A 19564-nucleotide genomic window follows, 5' to 3' on the forward strand; every position below is an offset into this window, starting at 1 on the left:
CCGGGATCGCTCCGCGGCTAGTGCCTGCTCGTTCGGCACCTGCTCCACGACGGGGTCGCGATGCCGAACCGGCGCGAGAGCACGAACCAGATCAGCAGCCCGACCAGCACGATCGGGAGGTGGGTGAGCACGGTCAGGGCGATCAGCACGAACAGCACCGGCGCCAGTGGGAACGGCGGGCGTCGCCATGCCCGGGTGGCCGAGGTGACGGCGCCCGCCGTTCCCGCTGGCGCCATCGAGGACGAGCGCACCGGCAGGTCGGCGAAGAGCGGGACGAGGTCGCCCCGCGTTCGCGCCGACCACACGGCATCGCTGCGTTCGTCGAACTCGTCCTTGGTCAGCCGGCCCTCGGAGTACTGGTCGCCCAGGAGTCCGACGGCCTCCGCACGTTCCGCGTCGCCGATCCGCAGCGTGTCCATCACTCCTCCTCGAAGGCGTCGTCCGGCTCGGTTCCGTCAGGGCCCTCGGCGAGCAGGCCGTAGAGCCGCCTGCGGGTGTCGCCGAGGATCTCGATCGCCTTCTCGCGCTGGTCCGGCGTGCCGGTGGTCGCCACCTGCACGATAGCGCCGACGGTCTGGCCGATCACCTGCTTGAAGTTCACGGCCTCCTCGTCGTCGGCCTCGGTCACGAACGGTGCCCAGACCGCTGCCATCTCCTCGGGGTGCGCCTCGACGTACGCCGTGCCCTCGGCGGTGAGCCGGATCGCCTTGCGGCCGGTGGGCGCGTCCTCGACGAGGCCCTCGTCCTCGAGCTGGGCGATGGTCGGGTAGACCGAGCCGGGGCTCGGCTTCCACACCCCGTCGGTGCGCTCGGCGATCTGCTGAATCACCTGGTAGCCGTTCACCGGCTCGTTCGAGGTGTGCAGCACGTCGAGGATCGCGGAACGGACGTCGCCGCGGCGTACCCGGGGGCGGCCGCGGCCGCCGCCGCGTCCTCCGGAGAAGTCACCTCCGAAGCCGGGGCCGAACATCTGCGCGACCCAGGGCGGCGGTCCGCCCATCGGGCCGGCCCAGGGCCCGCCCCAGCCGCCGTGCGCGCCGTGCCGGCCGCCTCCACGCCCGCCGCGCTGGCGCCGGGTCGGTTCGAAGTCTGGTGTCCACATCGGGTGTCCCATGTCGAGAGCTCCTTTCGTCGGCGTGCCGGTCCCGGTGGTGCTCCTCGGGTGACAACGACACTGTCTCGATATGTTGACGATATATCGCGAGTGTTCGTGAGGCAAGGCCCACAATTCGGGCGTGCCATCCGCCGTTCGCCCTGCTCCCCGTCGTAGCGTTTCCCGGTGACTCCTTCCCCGCACGACCGCTACGGCTCCGACGTCCTCGCCACCGACTGGCGTACGCCGAAGAAGGGCCGGGCCGTCGAGATCGATGCCGACCTCGGACTCGTGGTCGAGGAGGTGACCACCGACTGGTGCGGCGAGATCGTCAAGGTCGAGCGCGACCTCGGCACGGTCACGATCGAGGACCGGCGACGCAAGCGCCGCACGTTCCCGCTCGGGACCGGTTTCCTGCTGGAGGGACGCCCGGTGATCCTGGTCCCGCCGACCCGCAAGGGACCCGAGGCCCCGACCCGGACGGCGTCGGGCTCGGTGGCGGTGCAGGGCGTCAAGGCCCGGGTCGCCCGCGGCAGCCGGATCTTCGTCGAGGGGCGCCACGACGCCGAGCTCGTGGAGAAGGTGTGGGGCGACGACCTGAGGATCGAGGGCGTCGTCGTGGAGTACCTCGAGGGCATCGACGACCTCGGCGAGAAGCTGCGCGACTTCGGCCCCGGTCCCGAGCGGCGGGTCGGCGTACTCGTGGACCACCTCGTGCCCGGCTCCAAGGAGAGCCGGATCGCCGCGTCGGTGCGCAAGTCGGCCGTGGGCAAGCACGTGCTGATCGTCGGCCACCCGTTCATCGACATCTGGGCCGCGGTCAAGCCCGAGCGCCTGGGCAAGAAGGCCTGGCCGCAGATCCCGCGCAACGTGGAGTGGAAGCACGGCGTGTGCCAGAGCTTCGGCTGGCCGCACCGCGAGCAGGCCGACATCGCCCGCGCCTGGAAGCACATCCTCGGCGGCGTACGCGGCTTCCAGGACCTGGACCCCGCCCTGCTCGGCCGCGTCGAGGAGCTCATCGACTTCGTCACCCAGCCCGGCACCTGATCCCTGCCGTCGACTGGGTCCCGGCCCAGATCTCGCACACGCGCGGACACAAGTTCGGAATCGCGCACCGCTTCACGCTCAGCCGGGCCGCTCGACCGGTACTTCTGTCCGCGCGTCTGCGAGAGGAGGGGCGCTCCCAGGTACGTCGGGGAACTAGTCGACGAGGTCGCGGACCACGGCGTCGGCGAGGAGGCGGCCGCGGCGGGTGAGGACGAGCCGCTCCCCTCCGAGTACGGCGAGCCCGTCCTCCACCACGGTCTCGGCGCGGGAGCGGTCGACGAGATCGAGGGGGAGGCCGTCGCGCAGGCGCACCTCGAGGAGCACCCGCTCCAGGTGACGGGTGTCCTCGTCGAGCAGCTCACCGTCGAGGGCCGGGGACTCCCCCGCGGCGATCCGGGCGGCGTAGGCGCTGGGGTGCTTGACGTTCCACCAGCGCTCGCCGCCGACGTGGGAGTGCGCGCCCGGGCCGATTCCCCACCAGCTCGCGCTGGTCCAGTAGAGCTCGTTGTGCCGGCACCGCGCGGCCTCGCTGCGGGCCCAGTTGGACACCTCGTACCACTCCAGGCCCGCGGCGCCGAACGCCTCGTCGGCCAGGACGTACTTCTGCGCCAGGTCGTCGTCGTCGGGCGAGGGGATCGCGCCGGTGCGCACCTGCCGCGCGAGGCGGGTGCCGTCCTCGACGATCAGGGAGTACGCCGAGACGTGGTCGGGCCCACAGGCCAGCGCAGCGTCCACCGAGCGCTGCCAGTCCGCGACCGACTCCCCCGGCGTGCCGTAGATCAGGTCGAGGCTGACCTGCTCGAACCCCGCCTCGCGCGCCCACGCCACCGCGCGGGCGACGTTGGCCGGGTCGTGGGTGCGCTCGAGCACCCGCAGCACGTGCGGCACCGCCGACTGCATCCCGAAGGAGATCCGGTTGAACCCGCCCGCACGCAGGGCGGCGAGGCTCTCGGGGGTGACGCTGTCGGGGTTCGCCTCGGTGGTCACCTCGGCTCCGGGCACCAGCCCGAAGGTCGCGTCGATCGCGCCCAGGACGGCGACCAGGTCGGCGGCCGGGAGCAGCGTCGGGGTGCCGCCTCCGAAGAACACCGTCTCCACGGGCGGCCGGTCCGGCCCGAGCACGCGCCCGGCGTACTCCACCTCCGCGACCGCGTGCCCGGCGTACGCCGCCTGCGACCCGCCCCCGCCGAGCTCGGTCGCGGTGTATGTGTTGAAGTCGCAGTAGCCGCACCGGACCGCGCAGAACGGCACGTGCACGTAGACACCGAACGGCACGCCGGGTGGAGCTTGGGGAGACACCGCCCCAGTGTCACACCGGCTGCCACCCGGAGAGAAAACGAGCCGTGACGGGGCCGCACCGACGGAGGTAGCGTGACGAAAAGTCGAAGGGATCCCCAGATGACTCTCGGACGCCTAGCCCGCACCCTCACCCCGGCCCTGACCAGCGGCCTGGCGACCGGCCTTGTCGCCACCGGCCTCACGGTCGGGCTCACCGCCGCCCCGGCCCAGGCCGACTCGGCGCGACCGGCACCCACGCGGATCAACCTCCCCGCCGGGTTCCAGCCCGAGGGCATCACCATCCGCGGCGGCCCCACGGCCTACCTCGGCTCCCGCGCCGACGGCAGCATCTACGCCGCGAACCTGCGCACGGGGAAGGGCCGGGTGATCAGCAGGGGCGACGGCACCCCCGCGGTCGGCCTCAAGCTCGACGGCCGCGGCAGGCTCTGGGTCGCCGGCGGCGACGACGGTGACGCCAAGGTGGTCAGCGCCCGCACGGGACGCGTGCTGGCGCAGATCGACCTGGCGAGCGGCGAGTCCTTCGTCAACGACGTCGTGCTGCGCGGGAGGTCCGCCTGGTTCACCGACTCCTCCCGGGCGGTGCTCTACCGGGTGACCCCGCGCAACGGCCAGCCCTCCCAGGCAGCGGTGCGCACCGTCGCGCTGCGCGGCGCCTGGCAGCAGCAGCCCGGGGTGATCAACGCCAACGGGATCAGCACCACCCCCGACGGCCGCGCCCTGCTGGTGGTGCAGTCGCCCACCGGCTACCTGTTCCGCGTGAACCCCCGCACCGGCGTCGCCACCCGGGTGGCCCTGGGGTCGGCCACCCTGACCAACGGCGACGGCATGCTGCGCCGCGGCCGCACCCTGTACGTCGTCCAGAACCGGCTCAACAAGGTCGCGGTGCTCGAGCTCGGCAAGCGCGGGAAGGCCGCCCGGCTGGTCCGGACCCGCACCTCCGGCGACTTCGACGTCCCCACCACCATCGCCCGGTACCGCAACCGGCTCTACCTGCCCAACGCCAGGTTCGGGACGCCGGAGACACCGACGACGCCGTACTGGATCACCCGGCTGGGGCGCTGAGCTCCCCCGGACGCGACCGTGCCCGGCCCCAGCGTCGGCTGGGACCGGGCACAGAGCGATCCGATCGGCGAGCGACTGCTCAGGTGTAGAGCTTGTCGATCTCCGCGGCGTAGTTGCTCTCGACGACGTTGCGCTTGACCTTCATCGAGGGGGTCAGCTCACCGGACTCGACCGAGAGGTCGTGGTCGAGCAGCTGGAACTTCTTGACCGTCTCCCACCGGTTGAGCTGGGAGTTGAGCGTGTCGACGTACCCCTGGACCATCTCGCGGGTCTTCGGGGCGGCGACGATCTCCGCGTAGGACTTCCCGCCGAGGCCGTTCTCCTTGGCCCAGTCGGCCGCGGCGTCGGGGTCGAGGGTGACCAGCGCGACGCAGTAGTTGCGGTCGTTGCCGAACACCATGAACTGGCTGGCGTAGGGGCACACGGCCTTGAACTTCGCCTCGATCGCCGGCGGCGCGATGTACTTGCCGCCGGAGGTCTTGAACAGCTCCTTGATCCGGCCGGTGATCGTCAAGAACCCCTCGGAGTCGAGCGATCCCTTGTCACCGGTGCGCAGCCAGCCGTCCTCGGTGAGCGTCTTCGCGGTCTCGTCGGGGAGGTTGTGGTAGCCGTCCATCACGTTGGGGCCGTTGATCTGGATCTCGTCGCCCTCGCCGAGACGGACCCGGCTGCCGGGGAAGACCGAGCCGACGGTGCCGAACTTGTAGGAGTCGGGGTGGTTGACGAACGCGCCGGCCGAGGTCTCGGTGAGGCCGTAGCCCTCCAGGATCAGGATGCCCGCGGCGTGGAACCACTCAGCGATGTCCTGGTTGAGCGCAGCGGCGCCGGAGATGAAGAACCGGACGCGTCCACCGAAGCGGTCGCGGATCTTGGAGAACACCAGCCGGTCGAAGAGTGCGTGCTGCACCTTCAGCGGCAGCGGGACCGACTTGCCGTCCCGCTTGAGCGCGTCCACCTTGCGACCGACCTCGAACGCCTTGAGGAAGATCTTCTCCTTGGCGCCGCCCTCGGCGGCCTGCATCGTGACGATGCGCGCGTGCGCCTTCTCGAAGATCCGCGGCGCCGCACCCATGAAGGTCGGCTTGACGACCGCGAGGTTCTCGATGATCTTGTCGACGCGGCCGTCCACCGCCGTGGCGAAGCCACAGGCGAGCTGGGTGGAGAGCAGCACCTTGCCGAAGGAGTGCGCCATCGGCAGCCACAGGAACTGCACGTCGCTCTCGTCGAGGATCTGCTGGGCCTGGATCGCCGCACCCTCGTAGGTCCACGAGGAGTGCCGCAGGCGAACGCCCTTGGGCTTGCCGGTCGTGCCGGAGGTGTAGATCAACGTGGCGAGGTGCTCCGGCTCGATGGCCGCCGTCGCGTTCTCCACCGCATCGGCGTTCGCCGCGAGGTGGGCGTCACCCAGCACGCTCAGCTCCTCGAGGCTGATCACCCAGTCACCGTCGCCCTCGCCGTCGATGAGGACGACCTTGGACAGGTGCGGCAGCTCGGACTTGTACTTCGTGAGCTTCTCGACCTGACTGGCGTCCTCGGCGAAGACCACGCGGCACTCGGAGTCGGCGAGGATGTAGGAGACGTCCTCGGCGTGGGTCGTGGGGTACACGGTGGTCGTCGCACCCCCCGCACACATGATCGCGAGGTCGGCGAAGATCCACTCCACCCGGGTGTTGGAGGCGATCCCGACCCGCTGCTGCGGCTCGAGACCCAGTGAGAGCAGGCCTGCGGCGATCCGGTCGACCGCGTCCTGGGTCTCCTTCCAGGTGTACGACGGCCAGGGCTCCCCCTCGGCGCCGGGGCGGCTGTAGGCCACCAGGTCGGGGGTCTTGGCAACGCGTTCACGGAACTGGGCGGCCACGTTCGGCGACCGGTTCTCGATGAACGACGTGTCAGTTGCGACGGGCGACATGGGGTGCTCCTGGGGTGGCTGAACAGGCCCGCCGAGCGGACCACGGGTGGGTGACTTGTGAGTAACCTAGATCACAGGTCAAGTCCGCACCCCCCACAGGCACTCGGTCGCGCCAAAAAACTCCGCCCCGAACCGCGTCCCGGCGACCCCCTTAAATTCGACTCTTTTAGTAGACTAAACCGATGGAACTCGTCGCGGTCCCCCTTCCCACGCTGGACGATCCCCGCGTCGTCGTACCCGCACCGGGATCGGGCCCCGGCAACTGGGCCGGCGCCGCCTCGGCAGTACTGGTTGACGGGGTCACCTATCTCACCTACCGATTGCGGCGCCCCCTGCCCCAGGGCCGCGGGGTCGCCACGGTGGTGGCGCGGTCCACCGACGGGCTCACCTTCGAGCCGGTCTGCGAGGTCTACCGCGACGACTTCGGCGCGGAGTCCTTCGAGCGCCCGGTGGTGCTGCGGCGCCCCGACGGCGGCTGGCGGCTCTACCTCTCCTGCGCGGCCCCGGGCAGCAAGCACTGGTGGATCGAGGCCCTGGACGCGGACCGGCCCGAGGACCTGCCTTCCGGCCGTCGCACGGTGGTGCTGCCCGGGAGTGCGCAGGTGGCGGTCAAGGACCCCGTGATCACCCTGCACGAGGGGAAGTGGGAGATGTGGCTGTGCGAGCACCCGCTCACCGACCCCGGGCACGAGGACCGCATGTCCACGTCGTACCTCACCAGCACCGACGGGCTGGAGTGGACTCGTCACGGCACCGTGCTCGCCCCGCGCCCTGGCGCGTGGGACTCCCGCGGCGCCCGGGTGACCACCGTGCTCAGCCACGACCCGCTCGTGGTGCTGTACGACGGCCGCCCCACCGCCGAGGACAACTGGCACGAGACGACGTCGGTCGCCCGCGCCGACGCCACCGGCCTGCTCCAGGCCGACCCGGAGGCGCCGGTGCTGCGCTCACCGGACTCCGACGGCGCCCTGCGCTACGCCTGCGCCGTGCCCCAGCCCGACGGGAGCACGCGGTTCTACTTCGAGCTCGCCCGCCCCGACGGCGCGCACGACCTGGTCACGACGCTGAGTCCTGCGTGACCGTGCGCCTGGTGTGGAACGAGCCGCCGTCGCGGTAGGTCCGCCACTGCTCGAACGACTCCCCGGTGATCTGCTCGAGGACCGCGATGTCCTCGAGGTGCGGGGCGAGCAGCCGCTCGCGCTGCTCGGGCGTGAGCCGCGGCCGGGACGGGTCGCCGCCCTTGTGCAGCTGGCTGATCAGCGGCTTGCTCACCGTGCGCCAGACCTGCGGCGGCAGGAACTGCCCCACGGCCGCCCCCGCACGGATCACCGGCCCCACGGTGCGGGCCCGGACGCCGTCGCGAACGAAGACCCGCGAGTTGTCCGAGGGGATCGAGTCGACCTCCGCCCCGTCGACGCCGAGGAAGCCGAAGACCCGGTTCAGCGTCTGGTCGGGCTCGTCGACGAGCTCGCGGTAGCGCAGCAGCAGCACCTGTCGCCGTGGGAAGTGGTCGTAGAGGTCCGCCAGCTGACGGCCGTACATCCCCAGCCGGGAGTAGTGCCAGAACGGCGCCCACCCGGCCTCCACACGCTGCGGCTCGCGCGCGACGGCCTCCACCACGTCGGACTCCGGCTCCAGTCCGTCCATCCACAGGTGCATCCAGTTGGAGTACGCGCGGTCCACCGGGTCGCGCAGCACGGCGATCAGCTTCGCGTCCGGACGGTCCGCCGCGATCCGTCGGCGGGCGTCGCGGTTGTAGAGGTAGAACGGCGTGCTCTCCCCGCGCAGCATGCCGGGGGGTGCCGCGTCGAAGAGGTCGAGGTAGCGCTGCCGCTGCCAGATCCACTCCTGGTTGCTGTGCGCGTCGCCCGGACCCTTGTACGCCGGCGGCGGGGAGTCGCCGCACATGTAGTACTTCGGCTCCTTGACCGGACTCATGAACAGGCCCGGGTGCGCCGCCAGGGCCGAGTGCAGCGCGCTCGTCCCTGCCTTGGGGGCACCGATCAGGAAGAAGTCAGGCGGACAACTCATCGCATAAGTCTATCGACATTGTGGCGATTGGGCGATGCCCCAGAAGTACTTGCCACCCTGGAAAGTTCACTGCATACTTTCCATCATGGAAACTCCCCTCGACCCCGCCACCCAGCTGCACGAGCAGGAGCGGGCGGCCGCCCTACCGTGGCTCGAGTACCCACGGACCCCCTGGTTCCCGCTCGCTGGGGGACTGTGGTGGACCGCGATGCTCGCCACCTACCTGTACCTGTGGCGCAACCCGTGGTTCGTCGCGGCGGTGATCGTGCTCGTGGGCCTCGAGGGGGCCTTCTTCGGCTGGTACCGACGCAAGCGGGGCACGTGGCCTTCGCTGCGTCGTGCCCCACGCGAGTTCCGATCCGCCACCACGGCGTACTTCGTGGGTCTCGCCGTGGTCGTCACCGCGGTGGCCCTGTCCGTGGCCACACTCCCGGCAGCGGCAGCCGTGGCGATCTGCTTCGTGCTGGCCACCGGTGGGCTTCAGGCCTACGAGGTCGCCTACCAGCGCGCGGCCACGGCCACGCGGGCCCGGCTGGGATGAGCTTCGCCGACCTGGACCCGGTCATCCACGCGCCCAAGCGGCTGGCGATCATGTCGGTGCTCGCCACCACGACCTCCACCGACTTCGGGTTCCTGCGCGAGCACCTCTCGGTGAGCGACTCCGACCTGTCCAAGCAGATGTCCGCGCTCGAGGCCGCCGGCTACGTCACGGTGACCAAGTCGCGCGGACGCGGTGGCGTGACGTCCTACCGGATCACCCGGCAGGGCAGCGCCGCGTTCCGCAAGCACGTGTCGGCGCTGCGGGCGATCGTCGGCGAGACCGTTCCGGACGAGCGCGGTTAGAACGATTCCACGAAGGCCTCGAGCCTGGACCGGGCCTCTCGGGCGAGGTTGTCGACCTTGCGCAGCTCAGGGAGCAGGAACCGCTCGCTGGTCAGCGCCCGGAACATCATCGAGACGGTCACCCCGTGACCGGGCTGGTGCACGACCTCGAGGTCGTCCCCAGCCTGGATCTCGCCCTCCTGGACCACGCGCAGGTAGGGGCCGGGACGCGCCCGCTGGGCGAACCGCTTCACCCAGGCCCGGCTGTCGTAGCCGCTGAGGTCCTGCCAGCTCTTGAAGTCGTTGCACGGGATCCTCACCATCGCCACCTCGAACGTGGCGGTGCCGATGCGCCAGCGCTCCCCCACCTCGGACTCGTTGACGTCGAGTCCGCGGGTGGTGAGGTTCTCGGCGAACTGGCCGTCGCGGATCTCCTGGCCGAGCTCCTGCTGCCACCAGTCGAGGTCCTCGCGGGCGAAGGCGTAGACCGCCTGGTCCACGCCACCGTGGTACTTGGTGTCACCGACCTGGTCACCCTCCAGCCCGAGCCGGTGCACCGCCACCGGTCCGTGCACCGGCTGCTTGTCCATCGCGGTGCGGCCGATGCCGGCCCAAGCGGCCTCGCGCACCCTGCCGACGTTGACGGAGATCACCTGTGCCATGCGGGCAAGTGTGTCAGTCCGGCGCAGGGGCTCAGTCCTGAACGGCCTTCGCCACCGCGATGCACATCGTCAGGTAGTCCTCGGTGCCGATCTGCCGTTGCGCCTCGGGAGGGTCCTGGAGCCGGTCGCAGGCGTTGGCGAGCATGCGTACGACGACCCAGTCCCGGGCGCGCTGCTCGTCGAGCTCGGCGTGGTCGACCAGGGCGTGGAACCGCATCCTGATCCCGTCCCGCACGGTCCCCACGGCGGTGGGCGCGGAGAGCTCCTCGAACCTGTTCCACAGCATCGGCGCCGGCTCGTAGTGCGGGTCCCCGTTCACCGGCTTGGGGTCGATCGCCAGCCAGGGCTCCCGGTCCGAGGCCATCACGTTCTCGTAGTGCAGGTCCCCGTGCACCATCGTCCCGGTGGTGGCGGGGTCGGAGGCGAAGTCGCGCGACAAGGAAATGGCCTGCTCGACGAGCCGTCGCGGCAGCGGGGCGTTGCGCGGCAGCTGCCCCAGCGAGTCGGCCACCCGGGCGGCGTACGACGTGAGCGTGCGCAGCTGCGGCAGCGCAGGCACGTGCAGCAGGCGGTAGAGACCTGCGACGACCTCGCACGCCTCGAGGTCCCACAGCTGGTCGAGCCGCTCCTGGTGCAGGCGCTCGAGCAGCATCGCGCGCCGGTGCGGGTCAGCGCGCAGCAGCTTCACCGCACCCCGGCCGCCCCAGTGCTGTAGCGCCAGGTGCTCGTGCCGGGTCTCCTCGTCGGCGAAGCTGATCTTGAGGACGGCGGCCCGTCCGCCCGCCGTGCGCACCGGTACGACGAGCGCGACGAAGCCGTGCATCATCAGGCCGTCGGGGGTCAGCTGCCACTCCTCCACCACCGTGGTGAGCAGGCCGGGCAGCCGGTCCACCCAGGCGGCCCACTCCGGTCCCCGCCGGGCCATGCCGAGCACCCCGTCGGGCAGCTGTGACGCCTTCACGGACCGATGATCCCACCACCCGGATCCCACCGCCCGCCCAGACGCTTGTGCGCCACAACCATCTCCGGCAACCGGTTGAGGGAGAGGATGGTCAGGTGACCTCCACCACACCCAACGGGGACGGCTCGGTCGACCCCAGAAGCCAGGCACAGGCCGACGGGCGGGCCCCGGAGTCGGCCCCGGAGCAGGCACGGCAGCAGCCACCGGCAGGACCGCCGGAGGAACCCGGGGCCCGGAAGCCGGGCCAGGGCGGGGAGGCGACCGGGGACGCACCCGGTGAGTTCACCCACGCCCAGATCCTCACCATCCTCTCCGGGCTGCTGCTCGGGATGTTCCTCGCAGCGCTGGACCAGTCGATCGTCGCCACCTCGATCCGCACCATCGCCGACGACCTGAACGACTACTCGGCCCAGGCCTGGGTGACCACGGCCTACCTGATCACCTCGACGATCACCACCCCGATCTACGGAAAGCTCGGCGACATCTACGGGCGCAAGAAGCTGTTCCTGTTCGCGATCAGCGTGTTCGTGCTGGGCTCGGCGGCATGCTCGTTCGCTGATTCGATGTACCAGCTGGCTGCACTGCGTGCCCTGCAGGGCCTCGGTGCCGGCGGCCTGTTCACCCTGGTGCTGGCGATCATTGGCGACATCGTCTCGCCGCGGGAGCGCGCGAAGTACACCGGCTACTTCATGGCCGTCTTCGCCACCTCGAGCGTGCTCGGCCCGGTCCTCGGCGGCCAGTTCGCCGGGCAGGCCTCGATCCTCGGGATCACCGGGTGGCGCTGGGTCTTCCTGGTGAACGTCCCGATCGGCATCGCGGCGCTCTTCGTGGTGACGCGCAACCTGCACCTGAACCAGGTGCGGCGCAAGGCCCGCATCGACTGGTGGGGCGCCGTGTGCCTCGTGGTCGCGCTGGTCCCGCTGCTCACCGTCGCCGAGCAGGGCCGGACCTGGGGATGGGGCTCCCCGCGCTCGATCGGGTGCTACGTCGTGGGCCTGATCGGCGCAGCCGCCTTCGTGGGCGCGGAGCGGCTGATGCACAACGACGCACTGATCCCCCTGCGGATCTTCCGGCTGCGGGCCGCGGCCGTGGTGATCGGCTCCAGCGTGATCGTGGGCGCCGGGATGTTCGGGGCGATCACGGTGCTGCCGCAGTACATGCAGATCGTGCACGGAGCCTCCCCCGAGGAAGCCGGGCTGATGATGCTCCCGATGGTCATCGGGATGATGACCGCCGGCGTGGCCGTCGGCCAGGTGACGTCGCGCACCGGCCGGATCCGGATCTTCCCGATCTTCGGTTCCGCCATCGCCGCCGCGTCGATGATCGCCCTGTCCTTCGTGGGAGCCGACACCAGCCTGGTGTGGGTGATGGCCGGGATGCTCGTGCTCGGGCTCGGGCTCGGCCAGTGCATGCAGCCGCTGACGATCATCGTGCAGAACGCCGTGCCCCCCCGCGAGATCGGGGTCGCGACGAGCTCCGCGACCTTCTTCCGTCAGCTCGGCGGCACCCTGGGCGTCGCGGTCTTCCTCTCCCTGCTGTTCAGCACCCTGGGCACCAACGTGCAGGATGCGTTCAAGTCGGCGGCGCCGGAGATCCAGCGGGCCGCGGCCGCGGGCCAGGTCCCGCACACGCCCCTGAACGACGAGGTGCTGGCCGGCCTGAGCGGCAAGTCCCAGGGCGGCGGCGGCGTGTTCGCCCGGATCCAGAACGACACCTCGATCATCAACGACATGAGCCCGGTGATCGCGCACCCGTTCAAGGTCGGCTTCGCCGACTCGATGGGCACGGTGCTCCTCGGTGGCGGCCTGATGATGGCCGTCGGGTTCCTGATCCTGCTGCTGCTGCCCCCGATCACGCTGCGCAAGACCTCGGCCAGGACCGCGGCAGCCGAGGAGGAAGCGGCGGCAGAAGCCGCTGCCGAGCCCCCGATCTGAGGCGCTACTTCTTGGGCTTGTCCCCGGGCGCACCGCTGGTGGAGAGGGCTGCGATGAAGGCTTCCTGAGGGACCTCGACGCGGCCCACCATCTTCATCCGCTTCTTGCCCTCCTTCTGCTTCTCCAGGAGCTTGCGCTTGCGGGTGATGTCACCGCCGTAGCACTTGGCGAGCACGTCCTTGCGGATCGCGCGGATGGTCTCGCGCGCGATCACCCGAGCCCCGATCGCAGCCTGGATCGGCACCTCGAACTGCTGGCGCGGGATCAGCTCGCGGAGCTTGCCCGCGAGCATCACGCCGTAGCTGTACGCCGCGTCGCGGTGCACGATCGCGCTGAACGCGTCGACGGTCTCGCCCTGGAGCAGGATGTCGACCTTGACCAGGTCGGCGGCCTGCTGCCCGGTGGGTTCGTAGTCCAGGGAGGCGTAGCCCTTGGTCTTCGACTTCAGCTGGTCGAAGAAGTCGAACACGATCTCGCCCATCGGCAGCGTGTAGCGCATCTCGACCCGGTCCTCGGAGAGGTAGTCCATCCCCTCGAGCTGCCCGCGCTTGGACTGGCACAGCTCCATGATCACGCCGATGTAGTCGCTCGGGCTCAGGATCGTGGCCTTGACCACCGGCTCGAGGACCTTCTCGATCTTGCCGGCGTTGGGGTACTCGCTCGGGTTGGTCACCAGCTGCTCGCTGCCGTCCTCCATCACCACGGTGTAGACGACGTTCGGCGCGGTGGAGATCAGGTCGAGGTTGAACTCACGCTCGAGCCGCTCGCGCACGATCTCCATGTGCAGCAGCCCCAGGAACCCGCAGCGGAAGCCGAAGCCCAGCGCACCGGAGGTCTCCGGCTCGTAGGCGAGCGCGGCGTCGTTGAGCTGCAGCCGCTCCAGCGCGTCACGCAGCGTCGGGTAGTCGTCGCCGTCGATCGGGTAGAGCCCGGAGTACACCATCGGGTTCGGGTGGCTGTAGCCGCCGAGGGGCGTCTCGGCGCCGTGGTGCTGGCTGGTGACGGTGTCACCGACCCGGGACTGGCGCACGTCCTTCACGCCGGTGATCAGGTAGCCGACCTCGCCCACACCGAGGTCGCCGGCCTTCACCGGCTCGGGGCTGATCACCCCGACCTCGAGCATCTCGTGGACCACGCCGTTGGACATCATCTTGATCCGGTCGCGGTGGGTCAGCTTGCCGTCGACCACGCGCACGTAGGTGACCACGCCGCGGTAGGTGTCGTAGACGGAGTCGAAGATCAGCGCGCGCGGCGGGGCGTCGGGGTCCCCCACCGGGGCGGGGGTCTGGGCGACGATCTCGTTGAGCAGGTGCTCCACACCCATCCCGGTCTTCGCCGAGACGTGCAGCACGTCGGAGGGCTCGCAGCCGATGATGCCGGCCAGCTCCGTGGCGTACTTCTCCGGCTGGGCGTTGGGCAGGTCGATCTTGTTGAGCACCGGGATCACGTGCAGGTCCGCAGCCAGGGCGAGGTAGAGGTTGGCCAGCGTCTGCGCCTCGATGCCCTGGGCGGCGTCGACGAGCAGCACGGCCGCCTCGCACGCCTCCAGGGACCGCGAGACCTCGTAGGTGAAGTCGACGTGGCCGGGGGTGTCGATCATGTTCAGCACGTAGGTGCCCGGCTCGGCCAGCGCGTCGTTGTCCGGGGCCACGGTCCAGGGCATCCGGACCGCCTGGCTCTTGATCGTGATGCCGCGCTCGCGCTCGATGTCCATCCGGTCGAGGTACTGCGCGCGCGCAGCCCGCTCACTGACCACGCCGGTCAGCTGCAGCATCCGGTCGGCCAGCGTGGACTTGCCGTGGTCGATGTGCGCGATGATGCAGAAGTTGCGGATGATCGCGGGGTCGGTCTTGCCCGGGACGGGCGCAGCGCTGTTCGGGGGCACTAGGGCACAGACGACTCTCGTTGGTGAGCAGGGGACGCCCTCATTCTCCCATATCGGCGGAGCCCGACCGCGCCCCGCCGACCCCGGTCCGGTTTCCCAGGTGATGAACCCGAACTGCCTCTTCACACACCCCACGCCGTGTGTGAAGAGGCAGTCTGCTGTGTGGAGTCCGGGGCGTGGAGTACGACGGCCAGCGGCCGCCTCCGCGAGCCCGCCGCCTCGCCCGCCCCTAGGCTGACCGCGTGGACGCACAGGGACGAGTCGCGGTACTGGCAGGCGGGACCGGACTGGTCGGAGGCCACCTGCTGCGACAGCTCCTCGAGCACCCGCGCTGGGATCGCGTCGTCAGCATCGGCCGGCGCGAGATCGACCTGCGCCACGACAAGCTCGAGCAGCGCATCACCGCCCTGCCCGACGTCGGGGAGCTGCCGGTGTGCGACGACGTCTTCTGTGCACTGGGCACCACCATCAAGAAGGCAGGCAGCCAGGCGGCGTTCCGGTCCATCGACCACGACGCTGTGGTCGCGCTCGCTCGCGCAGCCGCAAAGGGTGAGGCATCCAGCTTCCTGCACGTGACCTCGATGGGCGCCGACGCCGGCTCACGCGTGTTCTACAGCCGGGTCAAGGGCGAGACCGAGCGCGACGTCGCCGCGGCCGGGATCACCACGACCGTGGCATTCCGGCCCTCGATCATCGACGGCGAGCGAGGCGAGTCGCGTCCCGCCGAGCAGGTCGGACTGGTCGTGATGCGGGCGCTCGCCCCCGTCCTCGGCCGGTTCCGGCCCACACGCGCCGAGGACATCGCCACGGCGATGATCCGTGAGGCGGAGCGACTGGATCCCGGCGTACGCACCGTGTCCGCCGCCCAGATCCCCCGCCTGGCACACTGAGAGTCGATCCGGCACGAATCAGGTGGGCCCGCCGATTTGGGCACGCCCGCTGCGCGCTGATATCGTTTCTCTTCGTGTGTGGACACTTGGCCAGACACCCCCCGAACCTATTCTCAGCAAACGAGGCGAGCCTGTAGTGGCGAACATCAAGTCCCAGATCAAGCGCAACAAGCAGACCGAGAAGGCGCACGAGCGCAACAAGGCTGTGAAGTCCGCACTGAAGACCTCCGTGCGCAAGTTCCGCGAGGCGGCTGCCGCTGGCAACGCCGACGAGGCCAAGACGGCTGCCCTCGAGGCCGCCAAGCGCCTCGACAAGGCCGCCTCCAAGGGCGTCATCCACAAGAACCAGGCCGCGAACCGCAAGTCGGCCATCCACAAGCAGGTCTCCTCGCTCTGAGGTCCACCACCTCCAGCGAGTCCAGGGGCTGACCAGCCCCTCGCAACAGGCGTCGCCTCCCCTCGGGGGGTCGGCGCCTCTTGCTGTCCCCCTGCGGCCCCCAGAGCAGACCGGGCCTGGCTACCTGCTGGGGCGCGCGCGGACGATGTCGAGCACCATCTTCTCCAGCGCGTACGCCGGGTCGCTGGCGCGTCCCTTGATGTCGGCATCGGCACGGGCCACCACGCGGATCGCTCGGCCGACCCCGTCCTCGTCCCAGCCGTGCGACTGACGCCGCAGGGCGTCGAGCTTCCACGCGGGGACGCCGACCTCGCGCATCAGGTCGTTGTTCCGCATCCCCCTGGGCGCCGCCATGAACTTCGCCAGGCTGCGCAGCCCGCCGGCCATCGCGCTGGTGACCAGCACCGCAGCGGTGCCGCGGTCCAGGGCCCAGCGCAGCTCCTCCAGCGCCCGTGCGGTCTGTCCGTAGAGGGTGTGGTCGGCGACGGCGAACGACTTCGCCTCCGCCCGGCCACCGAAGTACTGCTTGACCATCTCCACGGTGATCGGCTTGCCCTCGAAGTCGTCGGCGAGCTGACCGGCCGCGCCGGCCAGTGACCGCAGGTCCTGCCCGACCGCCTGGATCAGGAAGTCGGCGGCGTCGGGGTCGATCCGCACCTTGCGCGCCCGCAGCTGGTTGACCACGAAGCCGGGGAACTCCCGGTTGGTCAGGGGCGCGGACTTGACCTCCGTGACCGCCGGCAGCTTGCGCAGCTTGGTGAGCAGGCCGCTCCCCTTCTGGCCGCCGCTGTGGGCGAGCACGAGGGCCACGTCCTCGGCCGGGGCCGCCGCGTAGTCGAGGAGACCGGCCGCGGACTCCTCGGGCAGGTCCTCGAGGCGGCGTACGACGACGCAGCGGGTCGTCGAGAACAGCGAGGGCGCGGCCAGCTCGCCGAGGGTGGCCATGGTCAGCGAGCCCGCGGAGGTCTCGGAGAACTCGGCCTCGACGTCGTGGCGGCGTACGGCGGAGCGGACGTCGGCCACCGCTCGCTCGCCGAGGAACTCCTCGGGCCCGGTCACCAGGGTGACCTTGCCGAGCACGTCCTGCGGCTGCGGGTTGACCATGAGCGCAGCCTCTCACGCGGCGGTGACACCGCTGGGTCAGAGGGTCAGCGTCCCGCTCACCACGGTCCGGCACGACCCGCCGACCCACACCTGGCCGGCGTCGTCGGTGCTCACCTGCACCCGCCCGTCGCGGTCGATGGCCGTGCCCTGCCGGACGACGTACGCCGGCGGCAGGTGCCCCTCCCCGGTCAGCCACAGGGCCAGCCCGGCGTTCAGGCTCCCGGTGACCGGGTCCTCGGGCACCGAGTACCCGGGGCAGAACGCACGCACCTCGTGGTCGGCCCCGACCGCCTCGCGCTGCTGCTCGTCCAGGGCCCCGATCACCCCGAGCTTCAGCTCTCCCATGACAGCGAAGTCGGGCCTCAGGCCGAGGACGTCGTCGGCGCTGCGCAGCTGCAGGCCGATCCAGCCGGGCCCGTTGTCCACCCAGGCGGCACTCAGCACCCGCTCCCGGGCGATTCCGAGGGACGCGACGGCCTGGGCCAGGTCCCCCTCCCCGACGCTCCCGCTGCGCAGCAGCCCGGGCGCGCGGAAGGCCATCGCCTGGTCCTCGGCGCGCAGCTCGACGAGACCGACACCGCACTCCTGGACGAGGCGTCCGGGGGCTGTCGGCACTCCCCCGGCGGCCAGCCAGGCGTGCGCGCTGCCGAGCGTCGGGTGGCCGGCGAAGGGCAGCTCCCCGCCGGGAGTGAAGATCCTCAGCCGGTAGTCAGCGGCAGGATCGGTCGCGGGCAGCAGGAACGTGGTCTCGGAGAGGTTGGTCCAGCGTGCGAACGCCGCCATGGTCGCGTCGTCGAGCCCGGTCGCGTCGTGCACCACCGCCACCGGGTTGCCTGCCAGCGGGCGGGGCGCGAACACGTCGACCTGGGTGAAGGCATACGAAGGCACCGGCCCACCCTGCCACCACCTGTGGCCCGCGACACGCGTAGGGGCGCGTGCGGCGGGTATGCCTAGAGGGTGGGAAGCAACCGAGACCACCCGTGAGAGGAACCCATGCAGCCGGAGCTGATCGGCGGCCGCTACCGCGTGCAGCACGCCATCGGCCAGGGAGGCATGGGGACCGTCTGGCTGTGTCGCGACGAGACCCTGCACCGCGAGGTTGCGGTCAAGCAGGTCGGGCTGCTGCCGGGTGAGTCGGTCACCGACTCGACCCGCGCGTTCCGGGAGGCCAGGTCGTCGGCGGGCCTGAACCACCGCAACGTGGTGACGATCTTCGACGTCGTCGAGGAGTCCGGCCACATCTGGCTGGTGATGGAGCACGTGCCCGGACGCTCGCTCTCCCAGATCATCAAGCAGGACGGCCCGCTGCCTCCGGAGGTCGTGGCCGACATCGGCGCGCAGGTCGCCGACGGACTGGCGGCACTGCACGCAGCCGGCACCGTCCACCGCGACGTGAAGCCCGGCAACGTGCTCGTCCGCGAGGACGGCGTCGCCAAGATCAGCGACTTCGGCATCTCGCGGACGGCAGGCGACCCATCCCTGACCCAGTCGGGCTTCCTGACCGGCACTCCCAGCTACTTCTCCCCCGCGCTGGCACGCGGCGCCGAGCCGGGCACCGCCGACGACGTCTGGGCGCTCGGCGCGACGCTGTACGCCGCGGTCGAGGGCCGGGCGCCGTACGAGAAGCAGAGCAACCCGGTCGCGGTGCTGCACGACATCGCCTCGAACCAGCCCTCGGCACCGGAGCGGGCGGAGTTCCTCAGCCCGGCGCTGCTGCGGATGATGGACCGCGACCCCGCTTCCCGGTGGTCGATGCTCGACGCAGGCCACGTCCTGCGCCAGCTCTCCGACTCCCACCGGTCCGACTCGACCCTGGAGGCCACGCTGCGCCAGGTGGAGCCGGCCCCCTCCCCGGCGCCCGCCCACGTGCCCGACCCGGACCCGGAGCCGACCTCGGTCGGCACCCCGACACCTGCTCCGCCGAGGCCCCCCAGGCGCGGCCGAACCGCCGCTCGCAAGCCCGCTCGCAGCTCGGGTGGCAGGGCCGGCCGCGTCCTGCTCGCCCTGGTGGTGCTGCTCCTGGTCGTCGGCGGCGCGGTACTCCTGGTCAACCGTCCCGACGGCGGCAACGAGGCGGGCAGCTCGGAGAGCTCGAAGCCGGCGAACCCGGACAAGGGCAGCACCGACGACGCCAGCGGCTCCGGCAACGAGAGCTCCGCCGAGGAGGCCAAGGAGCAGTTCGTCCGCGACTACTACGAAGCGGCGCCCGGTGGCAGCGACGAGGCGTGGGAGATGCTCGGGCCCGGGCTCAAGGAGCAGGGCCGCGCTCCCTACGACGGCTTCTGGAGCACGATCGAGTCGGTCGAGGTCCGGGAGGCCGAGGCCCTTCCCGAGGAGGACACGGTCGAGGTCACCCTCGTCTACCGCAACACCAAGGGCGCGACCAGCACCGAGCGCAAGATCGAGACCCTGACCCCGACCGACGACGGCTACCTGCTGGAGTCCGACGAGCCGGCGAGCTGACCCGG

At 70.8% G+C, this 19564-nt stretch carries 19 protein-coding genes; 9 read left to right on the forward strand and 10 right to left on the reverse strand.

Features of this window, described 5'->3' with window-relative positions; translation table 11 throughout:
- Positions 1 to 17: 17 nt before the first annotated feature.
- Both AC4BGB_RS04420 and AC4BGB_RS04425 read right to left on the reverse strand, forming a co-directional pair.
- Complete coding sequence (locus AC4BGB_RS04420; RefSeq protein ID WP_490545079.1) at positions 18 to 419, reverse strand: DUF1707 SHOCT-like domain-containing protein; 402 nt, start codon at positions 417 to 419, stop codon at positions 18 to 20.
- Positions 419 to 1114 carry a PadR family transcriptional regulator gene (locus tag AC4BGB_RS04425; RefSeq protein WP_490545082.1) on the reverse strand — a complete coding sequence of 232 codons (696 nt, stop codon included), beginning with the start codon at positions 1112 to 1114 and terminating at the stop codon, positions 419 to 421. Before AC4BGB_RS04425 ends, AC4BGB_RS04420 begins: the two co-directional genes overlap by 1 nt.
- 165 nt (positions 1115 to 1279) lie before the next feature.
- On the opposite strand from AC4BGB_RS04425, the gene AC4BGB_RS04430 reads away from it, so the two are divergent.
- Positions 1280 to 2140 (forward strand): DUF3097 domain-containing protein, encoded by an 861-nt coding sequence (locus AC4BGB_RS04430; protein ID WP_490545084.1) that lies wholly within the window; start codon positions 1280 to 1282, stop codon positions 2138 to 2140.
- Positions 2141 to 2293: 153 nt separating this feature from the next.
- Here AC4BGB_RS04430 and hemW read toward each other — a convergent pair whose 3' ends face one another.
- A complete protein-coding gene (gene hemW, locus AC4BGB_RS04435) occupies positions 2294 to 3439 on the reverse strand; it encodes a radical SAM family heme chaperone HemW (protein WP_490545085.1) in 1146 nt (381 codons plus the stop codon).
- Positions 3440 to 3538: 99 nt separating this feature from the next.
- Here hemW and AC4BGB_RS04440 point away from each other — a divergent pair, with 99 nt between their 5' ends.
- Positions 3539 to 4501 (forward strand): SMP-30/gluconolactonase/LRE family protein, encoded by a 963-nt coding sequence (locus tag AC4BGB_RS04440; protein ID WP_490545087.1) that lies wholly within the window; start codon positions 3539 to 3541, stop codon positions 4499 to 4501.
- Positions 4502 to 4580: 79 nt separating this feature from the next.
- Here the strand turns inward: AC4BGB_RS04440 and AC4BGB_RS04445 are convergent, their stop codons facing one another.
- The gene (locus AC4BGB_RS04445) at positions 4581 to 6410 is read right to left on the reverse strand and encodes an AMP-dependent synthetase/ligase (protein WP_490545089.1); all 1830 of its coding nucleotides are present in this window, start codon (positions 6408 to 6410) and stop codon (positions 4581 to 4583) included.
- A gap of 182 nt (positions 6411 to 6592) precedes the next feature.
- On the opposite strand from AC4BGB_RS04445, the gene AC4BGB_RS04450 reads away from it, so the two are divergent.
- Positions 6593 to 7489 carry a glycoside hydrolase family protein gene (locus AC4BGB_RS04450; RefSeq protein WP_490545091.1) on the forward strand — a complete coding sequence of 299 codons (897 nt, stop codon included), beginning with the start codon at positions 6593 to 6595 and terminating at the stop codon, positions 7487 to 7489.
- Here the strand turns inward: AC4BGB_RS04450 and AC4BGB_RS04455 are convergent.
- Positions 7467 to 8441 carry a sulfotransferase family protein gene (locus AC4BGB_RS04455; RefSeq protein ID WP_490545093.1) on the reverse strand — a complete coding sequence of 325 codons (975 nt, stop codon included), beginning with the start codon at positions 8439 to 8441 and terminating at the stop codon, positions 7467 to 7469. The genes AC4BGB_RS04450 and AC4BGB_RS04455 overlap by 23 nt on opposite strands.
- An 85-nt stretch (positions 8442 to 8526) precedes the next feature.
- Between AC4BGB_RS04455 and AC4BGB_RS04460 the strand changes: the two genes are divergently transcribed.
- Both AC4BGB_RS04460 and AC4BGB_RS04465 read left to right on the forward strand, forming a co-directional pair.
- Entirely contained in the window at positions 8527 to 8982 is a 456-nt protein-coding gene (locus AC4BGB_RS04460) for a hypothetical protein (RefSeq protein ID WP_490545095.1), read from the forward strand.
- Complete coding sequence (locus tag AC4BGB_RS04465; RefSeq protein WP_490545097.1) at positions 8979 to 9284, forward strand: winged helix-turn-helix domain-containing protein; 306 nt, start codon at positions 8979 to 8981, stop codon at positions 9282 to 9284. The genes AC4BGB_RS04460 and AC4BGB_RS04465 overlap by 4 nt, the downstream gene beginning before the upstream one ends.
- Here AC4BGB_RS04465 and AC4BGB_RS04470 read toward each other — a convergent pair.
- Both AC4BGB_RS04470 and AC4BGB_RS04475 read right to left on the reverse strand, forming a co-directional pair.
- The gene (locus AC4BGB_RS04470; protein WP_490545099.1) at positions 9281 to 9925 is read right to left on the reverse strand and encodes an MOSC domain-containing protein; all 645 of its coding nucleotides are present in this window, start codon (positions 9923 to 9925) and stop codon (positions 9281 to 9283) included. The genes AC4BGB_RS04465 and AC4BGB_RS04470 overlap by 4 nt on opposite strands.
- 31 nt (positions 9926 to 9956) lie before the next feature.
- Positions 9957 to 10886, reverse strand: a complete 930-nt coding sequence (locus AC4BGB_RS04475; protein ID WP_490545101.1) for an aminoglycoside phosphotransferase family protein — start codon at positions 10884 to 10886, stop codon at positions 9957 to 9959.
- Positions 10887 to 10981: 95 nt separating this feature from the next.
- Here AC4BGB_RS04475 and AC4BGB_RS04480 point away from each other — a divergent pair, with 95 nt between their 5' ends.
- On the forward strand, positions 10982 to 12820 hold the full coding sequence (locus tag AC4BGB_RS04480) for an MDR family MFS transporter (RefSeq protein ID WP_490545102.1): 1839 nt from the start codon (positions 10982 to 10984) through the stop codon (positions 12818 to 12820).
- Positions 12821 to 12824: 4 nt separating this feature from the next.
- Here the strand turns inward: AC4BGB_RS04480 and lepA are convergent, their stop codons facing one another.
- On the reverse strand, positions 12825 to 14705 hold the full coding sequence (lepA, locus tag AC4BGB_RS04485) for a translation elongation factor 4 (protein WP_490545104.1): 1881 nt from the start codon (positions 14703 to 14705) through the stop codon (positions 12825 to 12827).
- A gap of 242 nt (positions 14706 to 14947) precedes the next feature.
- On the opposite strand from lepA, the gene AC4BGB_RS04490 reads away from it, so the two are divergent.
- Positions 14948 to 15595 (forward strand): Rossmann-fold NAD(P)-binding domain-containing protein, encoded by a 648-nt coding sequence (locus tag AC4BGB_RS04490; RefSeq protein ID WP_490545106.1) that lies wholly within the window; start codon positions 14948 to 14950, stop codon positions 15593 to 15595.
- 136 nt (positions 15596 to 15731) lie between these two features.
- Positions 15732 to 15992, forward strand: a complete 261-nt coding sequence (gene rpsT / locus AC4BGB_RS04495; RefSeq protein ID WP_490545108.1) for a 30S ribosomal protein S20 — start codon at positions 15732 to 15734, stop codon at positions 15990 to 15992.
- Positions 15993 to 16112: 120 nt separating this feature from the next.
- Here rpsT and holA read toward each other — a convergent pair whose 3' ends face one another.
- Together holA and AC4BGB_RS04505 are read right to left on the reverse strand one after the other, a co-directional pair.
- Entirely contained in the window at positions 16113 to 17096 is a 984-nt protein-coding gene (holA, locus tag AC4BGB_RS04500; protein WP_490545109.1) for a DNA polymerase III subunit delta, read from the reverse strand.
- A 36-nt stretch (positions 17097 to 17132) separates the two neighbouring features.
- Complete coding sequence (locus AC4BGB_RS04505) at positions 17133 to 17984, reverse strand: PhzF family phenazine biosynthesis protein (RefSeq protein WP_490545111.1); 852 nt, start codon at positions 17982 to 17984, stop codon at positions 17133 to 17135.
- A gap of 105 nt (positions 17985 to 18089) precedes the next feature.
- Here AC4BGB_RS04505 and AC4BGB_RS04510 point away from each other — a divergent pair, with 105 nt between their 5' ends.
- Positions 18090 to 19559: a serine/threonine-protein kinase gene (locus AC4BGB_RS04510; protein WP_490545113.1), complete on the forward strand. Its 1470-nt coding sequence runs from the start codon at positions 18090 to 18092 to the stop codon at positions 19557 to 19559.
- Positions 19560 to 19564: the final 5 nt, after the last annotated feature.

It is taken from the genome of Nocardioides sp. Z30_9 (assembly GCF_058215735.1).

Coding starts and splice junctions, on each gene's coding strand:
- AC4BGB_RS04510 (WP_490545113.1), top strand. CDS start 18,090: ATGCAGCCGGAGCTGATCGGCGGCCGCTACCGCGTGCAGCACGCCATC.
- AC4BGB_RS04445 (WP_490545089.1), bottom strand. CDS start 6,410: ATGTCGCCCGTCGCAACTGACACGTCGTTCATCGAGAACCGGTCGCCG.
- AC4BGB_RS04455 (WP_490545093.1), bottom strand. CDS start 8,441: ATGAGTTGTCCGCCTGACTTCTTCCTGATCGGTGCCCCCAAGGCAGGG.
- AC4BGB_RS04420 (WP_490545079.1), bottom strand. CDS start 419: ATGGACACGCTGCGGATCGGCGACGCGGAACGTGCGGAGGCCGTCGGA.
- AC4BGB_RS04440 (WP_490545087.1), top strand. CDS start 3,539: ATGACTCTCGGACGCCTAGCCCGCACCCTCACCCCGGCCCTGACCAGC.
- AC4BGB_RS04465 (WP_490545097.1), top strand. CDS start 8,979: ATGAGCTTCGCCGACCTGGACCCGGTCATCCACGCGCCCAAGCGGCTG.
- AC4BGB_RS04450 (WP_490545091.1), top strand. CDS start 6,593: ATGGAACTCGTCGCGGTCCCCCTTCCCACGCTGGACGATCCCCGCGTC.
- AC4BGB_RS04460 (WP_490545095.1), top strand. CDS start 8,527: ATGGAAACTCCCCTCGACCCCGCCACCCAGCTGCACGAGCAGGAGCGG.
- AC4BGB_RS04425 (WP_490545082.1), bottom strand. CDS start 1,114: ATGGGACACCCGATGTGGACACCAGACTTCGAACCGACCCGGCGCCAG.
- AC4BGB_RS04470 (WP_490545099.1), bottom strand. CDS start 9,925: ATGGCACAGGTGATCTCCGTCAACGTCGGCAGGGTGCGCGAGGCCGCT.
- holA (WP_490545109.1), bottom strand. CDS start 17,096: ATGGTCAACCCGCAGCCGCAGGACGTGCTCGGCAAGGTCACCCTGGTG.